17 protein-coding genes and 1 tRNA gene are annotated in these 19,634 nt (G+C 69.4%); 11 read left to right on the forward strand and 7 right to left on the reverse strand.

The annotated features are described in order from the left end of the window. Positions 1 to 773 precede the first annotated feature (773 nt). Positions 774 to 844: transfer RNA gene (locus IE257_RS23880), tRNA-Gly, on the reverse strand. A 470-nt stretch (positions 845 to 1,314) separates the two neighbouring features. Here IE257_RS23880 and dcd point away from each other — a divergent pair. Both dcd and IE257_RS23890 read left to right on the forward strand, forming a co-directional pair. Further along, the gene (gene dcd, locus IE257_RS23885) at positions 1,315 to 1,902 is read left to right on the forward strand and encodes a dCTP deaminase (protein ID WP_030009868.1); all 588 of its coding nucleotides are present in this window, start codon (positions 1,315 to 1,317) and stop codon (positions 1,900 to 1,902) included. Then, entirely contained in the window at positions 1,899 to 2,396 is a 498-nt protein-coding gene (locus IE257_RS23890; protein ID WP_189971844.1) for a phosphoribosyltransferase, read from the forward strand. Before dcd ends, IE257_RS23890 begins: the two co-directional genes overlap by 4 nt. Before the next feature lie 113 nt (positions 2,397 to 2,509). Here the strand turns inward: IE257_RS23890 and IE257_RS23895 are convergent, their stop codons facing one another. After that, positions 2,510 to 3,427 carry a Yip1 family protein gene (locus IE257_RS23895; protein WP_189971846.1) on the reverse strand — a complete coding sequence of 306 codons (918 nt, stop codon included), beginning with the start codon at positions 3,425 to 3,427 and terminating at the stop codon, positions 2,510 to 2,512. 255 nt (positions 3,428 to 3,682) lie between these two features. Here IE257_RS23895 and IE257_RS23900 point away from each other — a divergent pair, with 255 nt between their 5' ends. Continuing rightward, positions 3,683 to 4,501 carry a hypothetical protein gene (locus IE257_RS23900; RefSeq protein WP_189971848.1) on the forward strand — a complete coding sequence of 273 codons (819 nt, stop codon included), beginning with the start codon at positions 3,683 to 3,685 and terminating at the stop codon, positions 4,499 to 4,501. 81 nt (positions 4,502 to 4,582) lie between these two features. Here IE257_RS23900 and IE257_RS23905 read toward each other — a convergent pair whose 3' ends face one another. Continuing rightward, positions 4,583 to 7,255, reverse strand: a complete 2,673-nt coding sequence (locus tag IE257_RS23905) for a 4Fe-4S dicluster domain-containing protein (RefSeq protein WP_444545139.1) — start codon at positions 7,253 to 7,255, stop codon at positions 4,583 to 4,585. Between the two features lie 110 nt (positions 7,256 to 7,365). After that, complete coding sequence (locus IE257_RS23910; protein ID WP_189971850.1) at positions 7,366 to 7,902, reverse strand: sugar transferase; 537 nt, start codon at positions 7,900 to 7,902, stop codon at positions 7,366 to 7,368. 264 nt (positions 7,903 to 8,166) lie between these two features. Between IE257_RS23910 and dnaK the strand changes: the two genes are divergently transcribed. The 4 genes from dnaK to IE257_RS23930 are packed head-to-tail and all read left to right on the forward strand — an operon-like array spanning position 8,167 to position 12,364. Then, positions 8,167 to 10,014, forward strand: a complete 1,848-nt coding sequence (dnaK, locus tag IE257_RS23915) for a molecular chaperone DnaK (RefSeq protein ID WP_189971852.1) — start codon at positions 8,167 to 8,169, stop codon at positions 10,012 to 10,014. Further along, the gene (gene grpE, locus IE257_RS23920; protein ID WP_189971855.1) at positions 10,014 to 10,667 is read left to right on the forward strand and encodes a nucleotide exchange factor GrpE; all 654 of its coding nucleotides are present in this window, start codon (positions 10,014 to 10,016) and stop codon (positions 10,665 to 10,667) included. The genes dnaK and grpE overlap by 1 nt, the downstream gene beginning before the upstream one ends. Positions 10,668 to 10,706: 39 nt before the next feature. Further along, complete coding sequence (dnaJ, locus tag IE257_RS23925) at positions 10,707 to 11,891, forward strand: molecular chaperone DnaJ (protein ID WP_189971857.1); 1,185 nt, start codon at positions 10,707 to 10,709, stop codon at positions 11,889 to 11,891. 2 nt (positions 11,892 to 11,893) lie between these two features. Then, positions 11,894 to 12,364, forward strand: coding sequence for a heat shock protein transcriptional repressor HspR (locus IE257_RS23930; RefSeq protein ID WP_189972116.1), 471 nt, complete (start codon positions 11,894 to 11,896; stop codon positions 12,362 to 12,364). Between the two features lie 129 nt (positions 12,365 to 12,493). Here IE257_RS23930 and IE257_RS23935 read toward each other — a convergent pair whose 3' ends face one another. Beyond that, positions 12,494 to 13,570 (reverse strand): helix-turn-helix transcriptional regulator, encoded by a 1,077-nt coding sequence (locus IE257_RS23935; RefSeq protein ID WP_189971859.1) that lies wholly within the window; start codon positions 13,568 to 13,570, stop codon positions 12,494 to 12,496. A gap of 84 nt (positions 13,571 to 13,654) precedes the next feature. Here IE257_RS23935 and IE257_RS23940 point away from each other — a divergent pair, with 84 nt between their 5' ends. Together IE257_RS23940 and IE257_RS23945 are read left to right on the forward strand one after the other, a co-directional pair. Then, entirely contained in the window at positions 13,655 to 13,936 is a 282-nt protein-coding gene (locus IE257_RS23940; RefSeq protein WP_229920625.1) for a hypothetical protein, read from the forward strand. Positions 13,937 to 13,965: 29 nt separating this feature from the next. Further along, positions 13,966 to 14,247: a Rieske (2Fe-2S) protein gene (locus tag IE257_RS23945; protein WP_051762453.1), complete on the forward strand. Its 282-nt coding sequence runs from the start codon at positions 13,966 to 13,968 to the stop codon at positions 14,245 to 14,247. 134 nt (positions 14,248 to 14,381) lie between these two features. On the opposite strand, the gene IE257_RS23950 is transcribed toward IE257_RS23945, so the two are convergent. Beyond that, a complete protein-coding gene (locus tag IE257_RS23950) occupies positions 14,382 to 14,795 on the reverse strand; it encodes a pyridoxamine 5'-phosphate oxidase family protein (RefSeq protein WP_189971861.1) in 414 nt (137 codons plus the stop codon). Between the two features lie 119 nt (positions 14,796 to 14,914). On the opposite strand from IE257_RS23950, the gene clpB reads away from it, so the two are divergent. Both clpB and IE257_RS23960 read left to right on the forward strand, forming a co-directional pair. After that, entirely contained in the window at positions 14,915 to 17,515 is a 2,601-nt protein-coding gene (clpB, locus tag IE257_RS23955) for an ATP-dependent chaperone ClpB (RefSeq protein WP_189971863.1), read from the forward strand. A gap of 188 nt (positions 17,516 to 17,703) precedes the next feature. Beyond that, on the forward strand, positions 17,704 to 18,249 hold the full coding sequence (locus IE257_RS23960) for a type III secretion system chaperone family protein (RefSeq protein WP_189971865.1): 546 nt from the start codon (positions 17,704 to 17,706) through the stop codon (positions 18,247 to 18,249). 3 nt (positions 18,250 to 18,252) lie between these two features. Here the strand turns inward: IE257_RS23960 and IE257_RS23965 are convergent, their stop codons facing one another. Further along, positions 18,253 to 19,443: a putative hexosyltransferase gene (locus IE257_RS23965; protein WP_189971867.1), complete on the reverse strand. Its 1,191-nt coding sequence runs from the start codon at positions 19,441 to 19,443 to the stop codon at positions 18,253 to 18,255. Between the last annotated feature and the right edge of the window lie 191 nt (positions 19,444 to 19,634).

A 19,634-nucleotide genomic window follows, 5' to 3' on the forward strand; every position in this document is an offset into this window, starting at 1 on the left:
AGGATGGTCTATACCGGACTGATCCTTACCAGGAGGTCCACTGTGTTGCTCTCTGTGGAAGTTGATTTCAGGGCAGAGTGGGACGCCCTACGAGTACGTGGCTGTTCGGTCCTTGACGTGCGAGCTACTCACGACAACGGCATTGTCTGGCTGCGGAGTTCTGGTTTGACGGTAGAGACGATCAGTTGGATGGCGGTGAGGGCTCACGCCCAGTATTGCGCTGCACAGCAGTGGAGGAGGCCCTCGTGGATTCGATGTCTTGCGCGGCCTATGGGGGCCCGCTGCCGTTGACGACGGAGTATCGGTTAAGTGTGGGGCTGGACCCTTCCCGGGCCTGGCCAGGGATTCGTCCCATGCCGATTCGGCTTCATCGCGGATTCGCTGGGCATCGCAGCAATGTGGGCTTTGCCCTACAGACTCCCTTCGCGAGGCGGACGAACATGGGTCGTATGAGCCGCTGCTCTCGGTGCTACACCGTCACATGTCTGGTGATTCCGAAGTGCGGATTGCTCTCCGGGTCGCTGCCACCCTGGAGGACTCCATGGTTCGCGCATGCCAGCCCTCGGACAAGGCCGCGTTGATCTACCGGCACTCTGGTAACCACAGGCGGAAGGAGGCGCTGGCGGGGCCGAACGGGATGGTCGCGCCGCGCGGCAGGAGGTTGCCGAGCAGGCCGCGCAGGGGAGGCGGGTGGTGCGCAAGTGGTGCGCGGCGCCTGGATGGGTCTAGACAATGACGAAGCCCCAGGTCGCTGACCTGGGGCTTCATAGAAGAGCGGATGACGGGAATCGAACCCGCGCTATAAGCTTGGGAAGCTCATGTTCTACCATTAAACTACATCCGCACAGCAAGCCAGTTGTTTGGATCCCTGGCTTTGCTCACTCTACCTCATGATCGACCCCCGGTGAATTTGCCGCGGGGTCGTTGTCGTGTGTGGCATGCACCGAGGCGTGTGCGTGCGGGAGTTGGGGCGTACCGTGTGGGTTCGGAGCGGCGGCTGGAGCGGGTGCCGATCATCCCCTAATGTGGCGATTCGTCGCAGTACGGCTCGTTGGGGAAAGGGACTCGATGGAGCACACCGTCGTCCGTTGTGCCGAAGGGCACGTTTTCAGTACCGCCTCCTTCCCGCTGCAGCACCTCGGTGCCGGCCGGATCGGGCCCGGGCGGCTGCTGCGGTGTCCGCGGTGTGCGCGGTTGCGGCATGCCGTGCCCGTAGGTGGCGCGAAGCGCTAGGCAGCGGTAGACGCCGGACCGGGCGCGCGGGTCGCTCCTCTCGATTGGGGGTGGCCCGCGCGCTCTGCGTATCCTCGGGACGTGCTTCTCTCTGACAAAGACATCCGGGCCGAGATCGACAGCGGACGGGTTCGCATCGACCCGTTCGAGGAGTCGATGGTGCAGCCCTCCAGCATCGATGTACGTCTCGACCGGTTTTTCCGGGTGTTCGAGAACCACCGCTACGCCCACATCGATCCGGCGATCGAGCAGGCGGATCTGACCAGGATGGTCGAGCCGGAAGGGGACGAGGCGTTCATCCTCCACCCGGGTGAGTTCGTCCTCGCCTCGACCTACGAGGTCATCTCGCTGCCCGACGACATCGCCTCCCGGCTGGAGGGGAAGTCCAGCCTGGGCCGCCTCGGCCTGGTGACGCATTCGACCGCCGGGTTCATCGACCCCGGGTTCTCGGGCCACGTGACCCTGGAACTGTCGAACCTCGCCACCCTGCCGATCAAGCTCTGGCCGGGCATGAAGATCGGGCAGCTGTGCATGTTCCGGCTCAGCTCGCCCGCCGAGTTCCCGTACGGCAGTGAGCGCTACGGATCCAGGTACCAGGGGCAGCGCGGGCCGACCGCCTCGCGCTCCTTCCAGAACTTCCACCGCACTCAGGTGAGGCACGAGGCATGAGCGACGTACGCGAGAACCTGACCTACGAGGGCTTCGGGCGCGCCGTGCGCGAGCTGGCGCAGACGATCGCCGACGACGGCTACGAGCCCGACATCATCCTGAGCATCGCCCGCGGCGGAGTGTTCGTCGCCGGCGGGCTGGCGTACGCGCTGGACTGCAAGAACATTCACCTGGTGAACATCGAGTTCTACACCGGTGTCGGGACCACGCTGGAGATGCCGGTCATGCTGGCTCCCGTGCCCGAGGCGATCGACTTCACCGACAAGAAGGTCCTCATCGCCGATGACGTGGCCGACACCGGCAAGACGCTGAAGCTCGTCCACGACTTCTGCCTCGGCCACGTGGCCGAGGTGCGGTCCGCCGTCGTCTACGAGAAGTCCCACTCGCTCGTGAAGTGCGAGTACGTGTGGAAGAAGACCGACGAGTGGATCAACTTCCCCTGGTCCGTCGAGCCGCCCGTCGTGAAGCGCGAGGGCCAGGTCCTCGACGCCTAGTCCTGGCCCCGTCCCTGCCGTCAGGCCGATGTGAAAGGGCCCGCCGCGCGAGATCTCGCGCGGCGGGCCCTTTCACATCGGCCTAACGGCGTCCAGCGCCTCGGCGGGACGGGTCAGATGGTGCCCAGCTTGATGATCGACAGCAGTGCGACCAGTTGGATCGCGGACGCGCCCAGGGCCTTCGGCCAGGGCAGGTCGTGCGTCTTGCTGATCAGCGAGGTGAAGAGCGCACCGGCCGCGACCCAGGTGGCCCAGCCCAGGACCTGGACGACCATGTTGTCGCCGCCGAGGAACACGGCGAACAGCAGGCGCGGCGCGTCCGTGATGGACATGACCAGCATCGACAGGCCCACGGTCGGCTGCCAGGTGCCGTCGCCGCCCAGCTGGCGGGCCAGGGTGTGGGTGACGGCGCCGAGGATCAGTCCGCAGATGACGAAGGCCACACCGGCCGAGAGGACGATCGGGACGGCCTTCGCCAGGGTCGCGTTGATGGCGTCCTCGCGGGCGTCGTCGAGGCCGAAGACCGCGAGGAGTCCGTAGAGGAAGGTCACGATCAGGGCGGGGCCCCAGACGGCGTAGTCGCGCATCTGGAGGAAGGTCTGCCCCGGCCGCGTCACGATGCCGCGGAGCAGTTCCTTCCACGGCAGCCGCGGACCGGACGGCGCCGCCGCGGCCGAGCCCGCGTGGTAGGTCGCGCCCTGGCCGTACGGATCCTCGCCGACGGCGAAGACCTGGGTGTGCCCCGGGTTGTCGTTCGTGTAGCCCCCGCCGCCGTGCCCCCCGTGGCCGTACGGGGGCTGCTGCGCGTGCGGCTGCTGCTGCCCGTACGGGTCGAAGTACTCCGGCTCGCCCTGCCCCCCGGCGCCCGGCTGCGGCCACTGCTGCTGCGGTGGCGGCCCGCCGACGGGAGGGTAGGGCGGCTGGCCGTACGGCGGCGGCGTTTGCTGCTGACCGTACGACTGCTGCTGCTGCGGGGGTTGTTGCGGAGAGCGGTTGTTGTCCCGGCCGCGTCCGATCCTGAATCCAGCCACGTGATCGAACGTACCTGGTCCGGCGGGCGTCGGTGGCCGGTCGCCCGGAACAGCCACCCTTTGCGGCTGACCTGTGACATCCCTTAGGGGATCCCCGAGGGGCTGTCCCCACCCTGCGTCAGACCTGACCGCGTGTCCGGTTTACATGGCTGCATCGCAGTCTGCGGCTTTCCGTTACGTCCTCGACGGAATACGCACATATCGGGTCCGTAGCTTCGTACTCGTCGCCGAACGAGTACGAGAAGAGCCCACACCATGCGCAACACTCGCCGCACCACTCTCCGCAGCGCCGCCGTCGTCGCCGGAGCCGCCACCCTCCTGGCCCTCCCGGTCGGGTCCGCCTTCGCGGACTCCCCGGCCGTACCGGAGCGAGGGGTGCTGCCGGCGGCCGAGCCGAAGCCGGGTGTCCGTGCGTACGTCACCACCGTGAAGCTGGCGGACGGGGCCGTCGCCGAGGTCTACAGGATCACCAGCAACCACTTCGAGGCGGACATCCTCGCCGGCTCCACCCGGCTGGACACGCTGGTCAGCAAGGGCGGGGCCGCGTCGTACGGGCAGAACAACGGCCTGCACGTCGTGCTCCGGCCGAACGGCACCGTCACCTCCTGGATGGACGGATCGGCGAAGCCGAAGCCGAAGCCGAATCCGCAGCCGAGGCCGAAGCCCCTCGTCAGGCCCGAGGCCGGGAAGGACGTCAGGAAGGAGAGCTCGGTGCGGCTCGCTCTGTCCGACGGGCGGATCGCCAAGCTCGTGGACGCACCGAACGGCAAGCGCGCCGAGATCTCCCTGCCGAACGGCCGTGCGCTGGGCGTGGTCGACCCGGGGTGTTCGAGCACGTACCACGACGGCTGGACGTACAAGCTCGTCCGGGACGGCGAGCGCGTGAAGTTCGTCGTCATCGACGGCAGGGGCGGCGGGAACAGCTGGGTGTACGACTTCAGCGGCAGGCTGATCGAGACGTACACGGTCGACCCGGCGGGAGCCGGCACCCCGGTACTGGTCGCCTCCGGCGGCGGCCCGGTCGCGGCGGGTGCGGCCGGGGTGGGCTTCTCCGTACTGCGCTGCCACGGCTGAGTCCTCGCCGTACCAGTGGCGGTACGCAGGAACGGCCGGTCCCCCGAGTGGGGGACCGGCCGTTCCGGTGCTGCGCGCGCCCTACTTGGTTTCGGCCTCGGCCTCGGCGTCGGGCTTCGCCGTTGCCTCGGGCTTCGCCTCAGCGGCCGGCTCGGCTTCCGCCGCAGGCTCGGGCTCCGGCGCGGCCTCGGCCTTCGCCTCGGGCTCGCCCTTCGCCTCAGTCGCGGCCTTCGCCTCGGCTTCCGCCTCGGCCTCGGCTTCCGCTTCCGCTTCCGCCTTGGCCTTCGCCTCGGCCTCGGCAGCCGCCTTCGCTTCCGCCTCGGCAGCGGCCTTCGCCTCGGCTTCCGCCTCGGCCTCGGCTTCCGCTTCCGCTTCCGCCTTGGCCTTCGCCTCGGCCTCGGCAGCCGCCTTCGCTTCCGCCTCGGCAGCGGCCTTCGCCTTGGCCTCCGCCTCGGCAGCGGCCTTCGCCGCCGCGGCCTCCGCCTCGGCGGCAGCTTCCGCCTCGGCCTCCGCCGCCAGCGCGGCCAGTTCCGCCTCCGTCGGGCCCGGCGTCTTCACCGAGTCCAGCAGCAGCTGTGCCACGTCGACCACCTGGACGTGTTCCTTGGCCTGGCCGTCGTTCTTCTTGCCGTTCACCGAGTCGGTGAGCATCACGAGGCAGAAGGGGCAGGCGGTGGAGACGATGTCCGGGTTCAGGGACAGGGCCTCGTCGACGCGCTCGTTGTTGATGCGCTTGCCGATCCGCTCCTCCATCCACATCCGCGCGCCACCGGCGCCACAGCAGAAGCCCCGCTCCTTGTGGCGGTGCATCTCCTGCTGACGCAGGCCCGGCACGGCGGACATGATCTCGCGCGGCGGCGTGTAGACCTTGTTGTGCCGGCCCAGGTAGCACGGGTCGTGGTACGTGATCAGCCCGTCGACCGGCGTGACCGGCGTGAGGCGGCCCTCGTCGATCAGGTGCTGGAGCAGCTGCGTGTGGTGGATGACCTCGTACTCGCCGCCGAGCTGCGGGTACTCGTTCGCGATGGTGTTGAAGCAGTGCGGGCAGGTCGAGACGATCCGCTTCGCCGACTTCGGCTTCTTCGTCGACGGGTCGTCGTCGTCCTCGCCGAACGCCATGTTCAGCATGGCCACGTTCTCCTGGCCCAGCTGCTGGAACAGCGGTTCGTTGCCCAGGCGGCGCGGCGAGTCGCCGGTGCACTTCTCGTCGCCGCCCATGATCGCGAACTTGACGCCCGCGATGTTCAGCAGCTCCGCGAAGGCCTTCGTGGTCTTCTTGGCCCGGTCCTCCAGGGCGCCGGCGCAGCCGACCCAGTAGAGGTAGTCGAACTCGGAGAGGTCCTCCGCGTCCTTGCCGATGATCGGGACCTCGAAGTCCACCTCCTTGGTCCACTCGACGCGCTGCTTCTTCGCCAGGCCCCAGGGGTTGCCCTTCTTCTCCAGGTTCTTGAGCATCGTGCCCGCCTCCGACGGGAACGCGCTCTCGATCATCACCTGGTAGCGGCGCATGTCGACGATGTGGTCGATGTGCTCGATGTCGACCGGGCACTGCTCCACGCACGCACCGCAGGTGGTGCAGGACCACAGCACGTCCGGGTCGATGACGCCGTTCTCCTCGGCGGTGCCGATCAGCGGGCGCTCGGCCTCCGCGAGTGCGGCGGCCGGGACACCGGCGAGCTGCTCCGCCGTGGCCTTCTCGTTGCCCTCCATGTCCTTGCCGCCACCGGCGAGCAGGTACGGGGCCTTGGCGTGCGCGTGGTCGCGCAGCGACATGATGAGCAGCTTCGGGGACAGCGGCTTGCCCGTGTTCCAGGCCGGGCACTGCGACTGGCAGCGACCGCACTCGGTGCACGTGGAGAAGTCGAGGATGCCCTTCCAGGAGAACTGCTCGACCTGGGAGACGCCGAAGTTGTCGTCCTCGCCCGGGTCCTCGAAGTCGATCTCCTTGCCGCCCGAGGTCATCGGCTGGAGGGCGCCGAGCGCCGTGGCGCCGTCCGCGTTCCGCTTGAACCAGATGTTCGGGAAGCCGAGGAAGCGGTGCCAGGCGACACCCATGTTGGTGTTGAGCGAGACCACGATCATCCAGATCAGCGAAGTGCCGATCTTGATCATCGCGGTGAAGTAGATGGCGTTCTGCAGCGCGCTCGCCGAGAGTCCCTTGAAGGCCAGGACCAGCGGGTACGAGACGAAGTAGGCGGGCTCGTAGCTGTCCACGTGGTGGATCGCGCCCTCGAGGCCGCGCAGGCACAGGATCGCGAGGCCGATGGTCAGGATGATGTACTCGACGAAGTACGCCTGCCAGGCCTTCGAGCCGGTGAAGCGCGACTTGCGGCCCGCCCGGGAGGGCAGGCTGAGCAGGCGGATCGCCATCAGGACCAGGATGCCGAGCACGGTCATCAGGCCGATGAACTCGATGTAGAGCTCGAACGGCAGGAAGCCGCCGACGATCGGCAGCACCCAGTCGGCCTGGAAGAGCTGGCCGTAGGCCTGCGCCAGGGTCGGCGGCAGCGTCAGGAAGCCGATCGCGACGAACCAGTGCGCGAAGCCGACGATGCCCCAGCGGTTCATGCGGCTGTGGCCGAGGAACTCGCGGACGAGGGTGAACGTTCGGGCCTTCGGGTCATCCGTGCGGCTGCCTGCCGGCACGGGCTGGCCGAGCTTCACGAAGCGGTAGATCTGCGCCACGGCTCGTGCGAGCAGCGCGACGCCGACCACGGTCAGGACCAGCGACACGATGATCGCGGCGAGTTGCATGGAAGGGCTCCTCGGGCGGCACTTACTAAGCGGTAACTTATGAAGTCAAGGCTTGAGGTTACCCATTCCCGACGCCGCAATGTAGCTGAGCGTGCGGTGATCTGTGTCGCTCAGGCGACCCTTTGCCGGTACGCCGCGCGCGGGGTCTGCGCCAGGATCGCGAGGTCCATCCCGAGCCAGTGGTTCTCCACATAATGCCGGTCGAGCAGAGCCATCTCCTCCCAGGGGAGGTCCGAGCGCGCGCTCACCTGCCACAAGCCGGTCATTCCGGGACGTACGAGCAGCCGATCGGGGCGGTCCGTACGGGCCTCGGGGCGCGGTCCGACCAGCGACATCTCGCCGCGGAGCACGTTGAGCAGCTGGGGGAGGGCGTCGAGGGCGCAGCGGTCCAGGGCGGCGCCGAGCCGGCCCGTGTCGGCGGTGCGCAGCCGCCAGGTCCGGAACGACCGGCCGGCCAGGCCGACCGCGGCCTCCCGTACGAAGGGGCGGCCGCCCCGGGTCGCGTACAGCAGCGCGACGGCCGGGGCCAGGGCCGGCGCGAGCAGGGCCAGCAGGATCGCCGCTCCGACGAGGTCGAGCACCCTTTTCGCCGACGGGGCCGCGGGTACGCGGACCCGCGGCCGGGGGGCGGTGAGTGTGAGCGGCATACCAGCACGTTGCCGTACGCCTCCGGCGGTCTTGCGGTGGCGCGCGGCTGCCGTGACCCGTTCGGCCGCGGCGCCGCTGTCGGGGGCTCTGCCGCGAGGGCTCCGGGCCCCTGCGCCGCAAGCGCCCGCGCGGTGCGGCCAGCGGCAAGGTTGCGCGTAAGTGCGGGCTAAAGGTTGAGTCGACCCCGCTCAGCTCTGTTGACGCAAGCGCGGCGATACGGCATGGTTGAGTCTGTTCCACTCAAGTCAGCTGGAGGAATCGAAATGGCACGTGCGGTCGGCATCGACCTGGGCACCACTAACTCCGTCGTCAGCGTTCTGGAAGGCGGCGAGCCCACCGTCATCACCAACGCCGAGGGCGCCAGGACCACGCCGTCCGTCGTCGCCTTCGCCAAGAACGGCGAGGTCCTCGTCGGCGAGGTGGCCAAGCGCCAGGCGGTCACGAACGTGGACCGGACCATCCGCTCCGTCAAGCGCCACATGGGCACTGACTGGAAGATCAACCTGGATGGCAAGGACTTCAACCCGCAGCAGATGAGCGCCTTCATCCTGCAGAAGCTGAAGCGCGACGCCGAGGCGTACCTGGGCGAGAAGGTCACGGACGCGGTCATCACCGTCCCGGCCTACTTCAACGACTCCGAGCGTCAGGCGACGAAGGAGGCCGGCGAGATCGCGGGCCTGAACGTCCTGCGCATCGTCAACGAGCCGACGGCCGCCGCCCTGGCCTACGGCCTCGACAAGGACGACCAGACCATTCTCGTCTTCGACCTCGGTGGCGGCACCTTCGACGTGTCGCTCCTGGAGATCGGCGACGGCGTCGTCGAGGTGAAGGCCACCAACGGTGACAACCACCTCGGTGGTGACGACTGGGACCAGCGCGTCGTCGACTATCTGGTGAAGCAGTTCGCCAACGGTCACGGCGTGGACCTCTCCAAGGACAAGATGGCGCTCCAGCGCCTGCGCGAGGCCGCCGAGAAGGCGAAGATCGAGCTGTCCTCCTCCACGGAGACCACGATCAACCTGCCCTACATCACGGCTTCCGCCGAGGGCCCGCTGCACCTGGACGAGAAGCTCACGCGCGCCCAGTTCCAGCAGCTGACCGCGGACCTGCTCGACCGCTGCAAGACCCCGTTCCACAACGTCATCAAGGACGCTGGCATCCAGCTGTCCGAGATCGACCACGTGGTCCTGGTCGGCGGCTCGACCCGTATGCCGGCCGTCGCCGAGCTCGTCAAGGAGCTCACCGGTGGCCAGGACGCCAACAAGGGCGTCAACCCGGACGAGGTCGTCGCCATCGGCGCCACCCTCCAGGCCGGTGTGCTCAAGGGTGAGGTCAAGGACGTCCTGCTCCTCGACGTGACCCCGCTGTCCCTCGGTATCGAGACCAAGGGCGGCATCATGACCAAGCTGATCGAGCGCAACACCACGATCCCGACGAAGCGCTCCGAGATCTTCACGACGGCCGAGGACAACCAGCCGTCCGTCCAGATCCAGGTCTACCAGGGCGAGCGCGAGATCGCGGCGTACAACAAGAAGCTCGGCATGTTCGAGCTGACGGGCCTGCCCCCGGCCCCGCGTGGCGTCCCGCAGATCGAGGTCTCCTTCGACATCGACGCGAACGGCATCATGCACGTCACGGCCAAGGACCTCGGCACGGGCAAGGAGCAGAAGATGACCGTCACCGGCGGCTCCTCGCTCGGCAAGGACGAGGTCGACCGCATGCGCCAGGAGGCGGAGCAGTACGCGGACGAGGACCTGCGCCGCAAGGAGGCGGCCGAGTCCCGCAACCAGGGCGAGCAGCTCGTCTACCAGACGGAGAAGTTCGTCAAGGACAACGAGGACAAGGTCCCGGCCGACGTCAAGACCGAGGTCGAGGCCGCAGTCTCCGAGCTGAAGGAGACCCTCAAGGGCGAGGACACCGCCGAGATCCGCACCGCGACGGAGAAGCTCGCCGCGGTCAGCCAGAAGCTCGGCCAGGCGATCTACGCCGACGCCCAGGCCGCCCAGGGTGCGGCCGGCGCCGCCGGTGACGCGGGCCAGGCCAAGGCCGACGACGACGTCGTCGACGCCGAGATCGTCGACGACGAGAAGCCGAAGGGCGGCGCTGCCTGATGTCGGAGGAGACCCCGGGTTTCGACGAGAAGCCCGAAGTCCCCGACGCCGGTCAGAACGACGCTGAGCCGAAGGCCGCCGACTCCGCCAAGGAGGAGGCGGCGGCCCCGGCCGGGGACGCAAGCCAGGACGTGGCGCTGCTGGCGCAGCTGGACCAGGCCCGTACCGCGCTCACCGAGCGCACCGCGGACCTCCAGCGGCTCCAGGCGGAGTACCAGAACTACCGCCGCCGGGTGGATCGGGACCGGATCACCGTCAAGGAGATCGCGGTCGCATCCCTCCTGACGGAACTGCTCCCGACCCTGGACGACGTCGGCCGGGCGCGGGAGCATGGCGAGCTGGTCGGCGGCTTCAAGTCGGTGGCCGAATCGCTGGAGACGGTCGCCGCCAAGATGGGCCTGCAGCAGTTCGGCAAGGAGGGCGAGCCCTTCGACCCGACGATCCACGAGGCCCTGATGCACTCGTACGCGCCGGACGTCACCGAGACGACCTGCGTGGCGATCCTGCAGCCGGGGTACCGGATCGGCGAGCGTACGATCCGTCCCGCACGGGTCGCGGTGGCCGAGCCCCAGCCGGGCGCGGCCCCCAAGTCCGAGTCGGCGGAGGGCGAAGCACCGTCCGACAAGGACACGGATGCCCCCGACAAGGGCTGATGCACCACCCGTAGGAGCACGAGAGGAGGGACACCGGGGATGAGCACGAAGGACTTCGTCGAGAAGGACTACTACAAGGTCCTCGGTGTCCCGAAGGACGCCACCGAGGCCGAGATCAAGAAGGCGTACCGGAAGCTCGCTCGCGAGTTCCACCCGGACGCCAACAAGGGCGACGCCTCGGCCGAGGAGCGCTTCAAGGAGATCTCCGAGGCGAACGACATCCTCGGCGACGCCAAGAAGCGCAAGGAGTACGACGAGGCGCGCGCCCTGTTCGGCAACGGTGGCTTCCGCCCCGGGCCGGGCGGTGGCGGCGGTTCGTTCAACTTCGACCTGGGTGACCTCTTCGGGGGCCAGCAGCAGGGCGCCGGCCAGGCCGGCGGCTTCGGCGGCGGCCTGGGCGACGTCTTCGGCGGCCTCTTCAACCGCGGCGCCGGCCCCGGTACGGGCACCCGTGCCCAGCCGCGCCGCGGCCAGGACATCGAGTCGGAGGTCACCCTCTCCTTCACGGAGGCGGTGGACGGGGCCACGGTCCCGCTCCGGATGTCCTCCCAGGCTCCCTGCAAGGCCTGTTCGGGCACCGGCGACAAGAACGGCACCCCCAGGGTGTGCCCGACCTGTGTCGGCACCGGCCAGGTCTCGCGCGGCAGCGGCGGCGGCTTCTCGCTGACCGACCCCTGCGCGGACTGCAAGGGCCGCGGTCTGATCGCGGAGACCCCCTGCGAGATCTGCAAGGGCAGCGGGCGCGCCCGTAGCTCCCGCACCATGCAGGTCAGGATCCCGGCGGGCGTCTCCGACGGCCAACGGATCCGGCTGCGCGGCAAGGGTGCGCCGGGCGAGCGCGGCGGTCCCGGCGGTGACCTCTATGTGGTCGTGCACGTCGATTCGCACCCCGTGTTCGGCCGCAAGGACGACAACCTGACGGTGACCGTGCCCGTGACGTTCGCGGAGGCGGCGCTGGGGGCCGACATCAAGGTCCCGACCCTGAACGGCCCCTCGGTGACGCTGAAGCTGCCGCCGGGCACTCCCAACGGGCGCACCATGCGGGCCCGCGGCAAGGGTGCGGTCCGCAAGGACGGCACCCGCGGCGACCTGCTGGTGACGGTGGAGGTCGCGGTCCCGACCGAGCTGTCCGACAAGGCACGCGAGGCGCTGGAGATGTACCGCGAGGCGACGGAGTCCGAGGACCCGCGCTCCGCGCTGTTCGAGTCCGCGAAGGGAGCATGAGCATGGACGGCCGCCGACGACAGTCCTCCCGCTTGGGCGGGGGCTACCAACTCACCGACGAGACCCCGGTCTACGTGATCTCGGTGGCCGCTCAGCTCTCGGGCCTGCATCCGCAGACCCTCCGTCAGTACGACCGCCTCGGCCTGGTCTCCCCGGACCGTACGGCCGGCCGCGGCCGGCGCTACTCGGCCCGTGACATCGAACTGCTGCGTACGGTGCAGGCGCTGTCGCAGGACGAGGGCATCAACCTGGCGGGCATCAAGCGGATCATCGAACTGGAGAACCAGGTCGCGGCGCTCCAGCAGCGCGTGGCCGAGCTCTCCGCGGCCGTGGACGGTGCGGCGGCCACGCTGCAGGCCCGCGAGGCCCAGGTGCACGCCTCGTACCGGCGCGACCTGGTCCCGTACCAGCCGCCGCAGCCGGGCAGTGCCCTGGTGGTCTGGCGGCCCAGCCCCAAGAGGCCGATGGACTGACCCGGTCCCGGGCCGTATCCGGTCCCGGTGACTTCTGTTCCGCATCCTCTGGCCCCGCCCTTCCCAGGGCGGGGCCCGAGGGCTTTCAGAGCGGTGGCGGAGCAGTGTCAGAGCCGTGTCAGAGCCGCGTCAGAGCCCTTCCCGGTCCGGTTCGTGGTCCTCGTGGTCCGGATGTCCCTCGCAGTCCTGTTCGGGGCCCGAGGGGCGGCCCAGGATGCCGGACCGGGCGATGAGGTAGCCGAGCTGGGCGCGGCTGCCGCTGCCGAGGGTGGTGGCGAGCTTGGCGATGTGCGCCCGGCAGGTGCGGACGTTCATGCCGAGGCGGCGCGCGATGGCCTCGTCGACGTGGCCCTCGATCAGGAGCTGCGCGATGGTCCGCTGCACACCGGAGATCCCGCCGGGGGTGCTGCGGTACGTCACCTCCTCCTGGAGGGGCACGGCACGGTGCCAGAGCTGTTCGAACACCTTGATGAGGTAGTCGACCAGGCCCGGGTGGCGCAGTTCGAGGGCGACCCGGCGGTCGTCGCTCACCGGGATGAAGGCGACCGTGCGGTCGAAGATGATCAGACGCTCGATCAGTTCCTCCAGCGTGCGGATCTCCACCTTGCCCGTCGAGATCCGCTCCACGTAGGCGAGCGTGCCCTGGCTGTGCCGGGCGGTGTGCTGGTACAGGGTCCGTATGCTGACCCCGCGGTCGATCAGCGGCTGATCGCGTTCCAGGGCCTGGGTGAGGGCGAGGGAGGGCCGCGCTCCGCCCGGCTGGACCGTCAGCACCTCGGTGTGGCATTCGGCCGTCGCGAGGTTCAGGGCGGCGTTGATCTGTTCAAAACCCTCCAGCACCGTGATGGCGTGGGTGTTGGCCGGGCTCTGTGCGCTGATGGCCAGGAAAGGCTCGAAAGTGTCGGTGAGATCTACAGCGCTCCGTCGGCGGTCCTGGATCTCACGTTCGATCGGATGAAGCCGTTGAGCCAATGCGACGGACGGGGGAACCGGACGCAGTTGGTTCGCGTCATCCGGGTCGGGTTGCAGAAGAGCGAATTCAAGCAGGCAGGGGGCGTTCTTGATCTCGCCCCGGGCGATCCGGCCGGTACTCAGCGCGGTCGCGTAGAGCCGCGTCCCCTCGGCGCACATGGACGTGACGGGGTGCGGATGTGCCGCTTTTGTCTCGATTCGCGTCAAATCTCCACCCCCCAGGGTCCTGAACATGCAAGAACATGATGCATCGTCCCTGTGGCATTGACGTGCCTGAATGAGCCATCGTCTGTCACGCGGGGGAGAGGATTCCATCAAGTGAGGACGAAGCCGACCATGTACAAGAGAATGCTTCGCTCGGTGCTTGCCATAGTTTTCTCCGCCGTTGCGGTTTTTGGGGCAGTCAGCGCCGTCGAAAGTGACGCGGGGAGCGCTAGGGACGGTCAGGGCACGAGCCTGACGAGCACGGAGTTCGACACCGGCTGGACCACGGCGCCCGTGGGTAAGTACGCGGACACCGGCTGGACCAGCGGCCAGCTGGGCGGCGGGGGTAAGGACGATACGGGCTGGACCGAGACCCCTGTGACGGTGTCCGCGTGACCCCCGACGACCGCGGCTTCCGCCGCGAGATGGCCTCCGCCTACCGCTCGGGCTGGCAGTTCATCGACCTCGCCACGGCCATCCCCCACCCTGGCGACTCGCTGATGGTCACCCTGTTCGGCCAACCGATCGTCGTCGTGCGCGAGGAGGACGAGGACGTACGTGCCTACCGGTGCCTGCGCCGCCCGCGGGGCGCGCCGCAGCCCGTCCGCTGTGAGGTGCGCTACGGAATGGTCTTCGTCAATCTCGATCAGCGTGACCACCAGCTCTTCGAACCCGATATCACCACCGCCACCCCCCGCAGTGCCTGAAGCGATTCCCCCGTCGTTCCAGATCGCTCAGGCGCTACCCCCACACAGCGGCGCCATCGTGGACCTGACCACGATGGCGCCGTTGTGATGTCCGCGTCCAGTGCCCGAACCGGACAAGATGAAGAATCAACGGCCTACGCGCGCCCCATGGCCCGGTCCAGGGTGATCTCCATGACCACGCGGTCGGGATTGGGTGACGGAGTGCGCCCGTAGCGCTCCGCATAGCGCGCCACCGCGTCGGCGACCGACGCCTGGTCCGTGCGGATCACCGCGCGGCCCTCCAGGGTGGCCCAGCGGCGCCCTTCCATCTGGCAGACCGCGACCCGTGCGCCCTCCGGCCGAGCCTCCTGCGCCACCAGGATGTTGCGCACCTTCCTGCTGTGCCGGTTGCTGATCACCCGGGCCAGGCCGGCCTCCGGGTCGTAGGTCACGCCCACCGGCACGACGTGGGGCGTGCCGTCGGGGCGCGGGGTGGTCAGGGTGCAGACGTGCCGCTCCCGCCAGAAGGCGAGGTACTCGGGCGTCGGGTTGAGTACGTCATGGGACATGCGCCGAAGGGTACGGCGCAACGGTGTCCTCAGCTGCCTTGAGTGGAATAGACTCAACTTTGCATACGCTGACTCTGTCAGTGTTGTTGTCGCACCCCTCGGGGAGAGGAGAAGACGCAGTGGACGCCGAGCTGACCAACAAGAGCCGCGACGCGCTGAACGCCGCCACCAGCAGGGCCGTCAAGGACGGCCATGCGGATCTGACCCCCGCGCACCTGCTGCTGGCGCTGCTCGCCGGCGAGGACAACGAGAACGTCATCGACCTGCTGGTCGCCACCGACGCCGACCTGGTCGCCGTACGGAGCGGTGCCGAGCGGCTGCTCGCGGCCCTGCCCAGCGTCACCGGTTCCACGGTCGCGCCCCCGCAGCCCTCCCGCGACCTGCTCGCCGTACTCGCCGAGGCCGACGCGCAGGCCGGCAGGCTCGGCGACGAGTACCTCTCCACCGAACACCTCCTCATCGCCATCGCCGCCAAGGGCGGCGCGGCCGGAGAGATCCTTTCCACCCAGGGCGCGACGGCGAAGAAGCTGCTCGACGCCTTCGAGAACGCACGAGGAGGACGGCGGGTGACCACCCCCGATCCCGAGGGCCAGTACAAGGCCCTGGAGAAGTTCGGCACCGACTTCACCGCTGCGGCGCGTGAGGGCAAGCTCGACCCGGTCATCGGCCGTGACCAGGAGATCCGGCGCGTCGTGCAGGTGCTCTCGCGCCGCACGAAGAACAACCCGGTGCTCATCGGCGAGCCCGGCGTCGGCAAGACCGCCGTCGTCGAGGGCCTGGCCCAGCGCATCGTCAAGGGTGACGTCCCCGAGTCCCTGAAGAACAAGCGCCTCGTCTCCCTGGACCTCGGCGCCATGGTCGCCGGCGCCAAGTACCGCGGCGAGTTCGAGGAGCGGCTGAAGACCGTACTGTCCGAGATCAAGTCGAGCGACGGCCAGATCATCACCTTCATCGACGAGCTGCACACGGTCGTCGGCGCGGGCGCCGGCGGCGACTCCGCCATGGACGCCGGCAACATGCTCAAGCCCATGCTGGCCCGCGGCGAACTGCGGATGGTCGGCGCGACCACCCTCGACGAGTACCGCGAGCGGATCGAGAAGGACCCGGCGCTGGAGCGGCGCTTCCAGCAGGTGCTGGTCGCCGAGCCGTCCGTCGAGGACACGATCGCGATCCTGCGCGGGCTCAAGGGCCGCTACGAGGCCCACCACAAGGTCGTGATCAACGACAGTGCGCTGGTGGCCGCCGCGACCCTCTCCGACCGGTACATCACCTCCCGCTTCCTCCCCGACAAGGCCATCGACCTCGTCGACGAGGCCGCGTCCCGGCTGCGCATGGAGATCGACTCCTCCCCGCTGGAGATCGACGAGCTCCAGCGCTCCGTGGACCGCCTGCGGATGGAGGAGCTGGCCCTGAAGAACGAGTCCGACCCGGCCTCGATCGAGCGTCTGGAGAAGATCCGCAAGGACCTCGCGGACCGGGAGGAGGAGCTGCGCGGCCTGACCGCCCGCTGGGATAAGGAGAAGCAGTCCCTCAACCGGGTCGGTGAGCTCAAGGAGCGCCTCGACGACCTGCGCGGCCAGGCCGAGCGCGCCCAGCGCGACGGCGACTTCGACACCGCGTCCAAGCTGCTCTACGGGGAGATCCCGACCCTGGAGCGCGAGCTGGCGGAAGCCACCGAGGAGGAGGAAGAGGCCTCCAAGACCGGCAGCTCCAAGTCCGCGATGGTCAAGGACGAGGTCGGCCCCGACGACATCGCCGACGTGGTGGGCGCCTGGACCGGCATCCCGGCCGGCCGCCTGCTGGAGGGCGAGACCCAGAAGCTGCTCCGCATGGAGGACGAACTGGGCCGCCGGCTGATCGGCCAGGGCGAGGCCGTACGGGCCGTCTCGGACGCCGTGCGCCGCACCCGCGCCGGCATCGCCGACCCGGACCGCCCGACCGGCTCCTTCCTCTTCCTCGGCCCGACGGGCGTGGGCAAGACGGAGCTGGCCAAGGCGCTCGCCGACTTCCTCTTCGACGACGAGCGGGCCATGGTCCGCATCGACATGTCGGAGTACGGCGAGAAGCACAGCGTGGCCCGTCTCGTCGGCGCCCCGCCCGGCTACGTCGGCTACGAGGAGGGCGGCCAGCTGACCGAGGCCGTGCGCCGCCGCCCGTACAGCGTGGTGCTGCTGGACGAGGTGGAGAAGGCCCACCCCGAGGTCTTCGACGTCCTGCTCCAGGTCCTGGACGACGGCCGGCTCACGGACGGGCAGGGCCGGACGGTGGACTTCCGCAACTCCATCCTCATCCTGACCTCGAACCTGGGCAGCCAGTTCCTGGTGGACCCGCTGACCCCGCCCGAGCAGAAGAAGCAGCAGGTCATGGACGTGGTGCGGGCCTCCTTCAAGCCGGAGTTCCTCAACCGCCTGGACGACCTGGTGGTCTTCTCCGCGCTGACCCGGGACGAGCTCGCGCACATCGCGCAGCTGCAGATCGGCCGCCTGGCCCGGCGCCTCGCCGACCGCCGGCTGACCCTGGACGTCACCCCCGAGGCCCTGGCCTGGCTGGCGGACAAGGGCAACGACCCGGCGTACGGAGCCCGGCCGCTGCGCCGCCTGATCCAGACGGCGATCGGCGACCGGCTGGCGAAGGAGATCCTCTCCGGCGAGGTCAGGGACGGCGACACGGTGCGGGTCGACGTGGCGGGCGAGGACCTGCTGGTCGGCAAGGCGCTCTGAGCGGTCCGGCCCGCCCCCGGCCCCGCCCCGAGCGGGCTCCGGGCGGGTCGGGACCGGGCTCCGGGCGGGCTCCGGGCAGGCTCCGGGCGGGACACGTTTCCGCCCGGAGCGGATAGGGCCTCCGGCACTGGACACGGGGTGGGCGCCATGGGGGAGGATGAAGGTATCCGCACGAAGGGAAGTACACGGTGAGCATCGACCCGGCCTCGATTCCGAACTTCGGAGGGCAGCAGCCCGAACCGCAGGCCACAGGACCGGCGGGCCCCGTCGTCCCCGACCAGGATCTGGTCAAGCAGCTGCTGGAGCAGATGGAACTCAAGTACGTCGTCGACGACGAGGGAGACCTCGCGGCGCCGTGGGAGGAGTTCCGTACGTACTTCATGTTCCGCGGCGAGGACGAGCAGCAGGTTTTCTCTGTGCGTACCTTCTACGACCGTCCGCACAAGATCGACGAGAAGCCCCAGCTTCTCGAGTCGATCGACGACTGGAACCGCCGCACCCTGTGGCCGAAGGTCTACAGCCACACCCACGACGACGGCTCGGTCCGCCTGATCGGTGAGGCGCAGATGCTGATCGGCACCGGCGTCAACCTGGAGCACTTCGTGTCCTCCACGGTCAGCTGGGTCCGCGCGTCCATCGAGTTCGACAAGTGGCTCGTCGAGCAGCTCGGCCTGGAGCAGGACATCGACTCCGCCGACGGCGACGACGACAGCAACGGCGACGCCGACAACTAGCCGTTACAGCGGCACGCGGGCGACCAGCAGCAGGTACAGCCCGTAGCCGTACGAGAGCCCGGCCACCACCGCGGTCACCATGACCGCGGTGCGCGGCCGGGCTCTCGCCATGACGGCGGCCACCGGCAGGAGCAGCGGGAAGGCCGGCAGCAGGAAGCGCGGCTTGGACTCGAAGAACCCCGCCCCGCCGAAAGCGATCACCAGCAGGACCGCGGTGTACGCGAGCAGCGGCAGCGGGATGCGGTCCAGTACCAGCGGGACCGCCAGCAGCCCCGCGACGGCCAGCAGGACCACCGTCACGGTCGTGGCGAGCGGCACGTGCCCGCCGGCCAGCACCCGCTCCGCGGAGCGCAGCGCCCCGATGCCGAAGTCGAAGCGGGATCCCCAGCTGCGCTGCACGGCGAAATAGCCGCCGAGCGGGTCGTCCACCTGCATCCCGACGGCCAGGACGTACGCCGCCCAGCCCACCGGCGCCACCAGCCCGGCCAGCCACACCTCGGGCGCCCGGGATCTTCGTACGACGATCTCGTGGAGCGCCATGGCCGAGACGGCGGCCGCGACGGCCAGCCCCGTGGGCCGGGTGAGGCCGGCCGGTACGGCGAGGCCCGCGGCCCACAGCCAGCGGCCGCGCAGCAGCGCGTGGAGCGCCCATGCGGCGAAGGCTGCCAGCAGGGCCTCGGTGTAGGCGAGGGTCAGCACCACCGCGTGCGGCAGCGCCGCCCACAGCCCGACGAGCAGCAGTCCGGCGCGCGGGCCGATCACCCGCTCCCCGACCCGGTAGATCCCGAGGGCGGCCACGCCGGCGGAGACCCAGGCGACGAGGAGCGCGGCGGACACCGTTCCGCCGGGCAGTATCTCGGAGACGACCCGTATCAGGGCGGGGTAGAGCGGGAAGAAGGCCCGGTCGCTCTGGACGGGCCCGGTGCCGGTCACGGCCTCGGGCCACATCAGGGTCCGCCCGTAGCCGTGGGCGGCGATCCTGAGGTACCAGTCCGAGTCCCAGGACCGGCCGAGCACCTTGAGCGGATCCCGCCCGGCCCACCAGGCCCCGAGGGCGAGCACCAGCACCCCGGCCCCGCGCACGGCGGCGAACACCCCGAGCGCGATCACGGTGGTGGGCGCGGCGGACCGTACGGCCCGGACCGCGCGCATCTCCAGCGGCGACGCGGACACGGCCGCTCTGCCCGTTGCCATGAATCCCGACTTTCCGGCTCGCCGTGAGGGGTCCGCTCACCCGTTGGTGACGGCTTCGGGCAGGTGCACGACGCACAGCTTCACACCGCCCCCACAACCCCGCAAGGACGCCCGGTGACCGGCAGAAAAACGCCCGGCCGGGACCGGATCCGCCGGGCCCGACCCGGGTGTGTCCTGCCGGTCGGTCGGGC

It is taken from the genome of Streptomyces avidinii (assembly GCF_014650695.1).
GTDB lineage: Bacteria > Actinomycetota > Actinomycetes > Streptomycetales > Streptomycetaceae > Streptomyces > Streptomyces avidinii.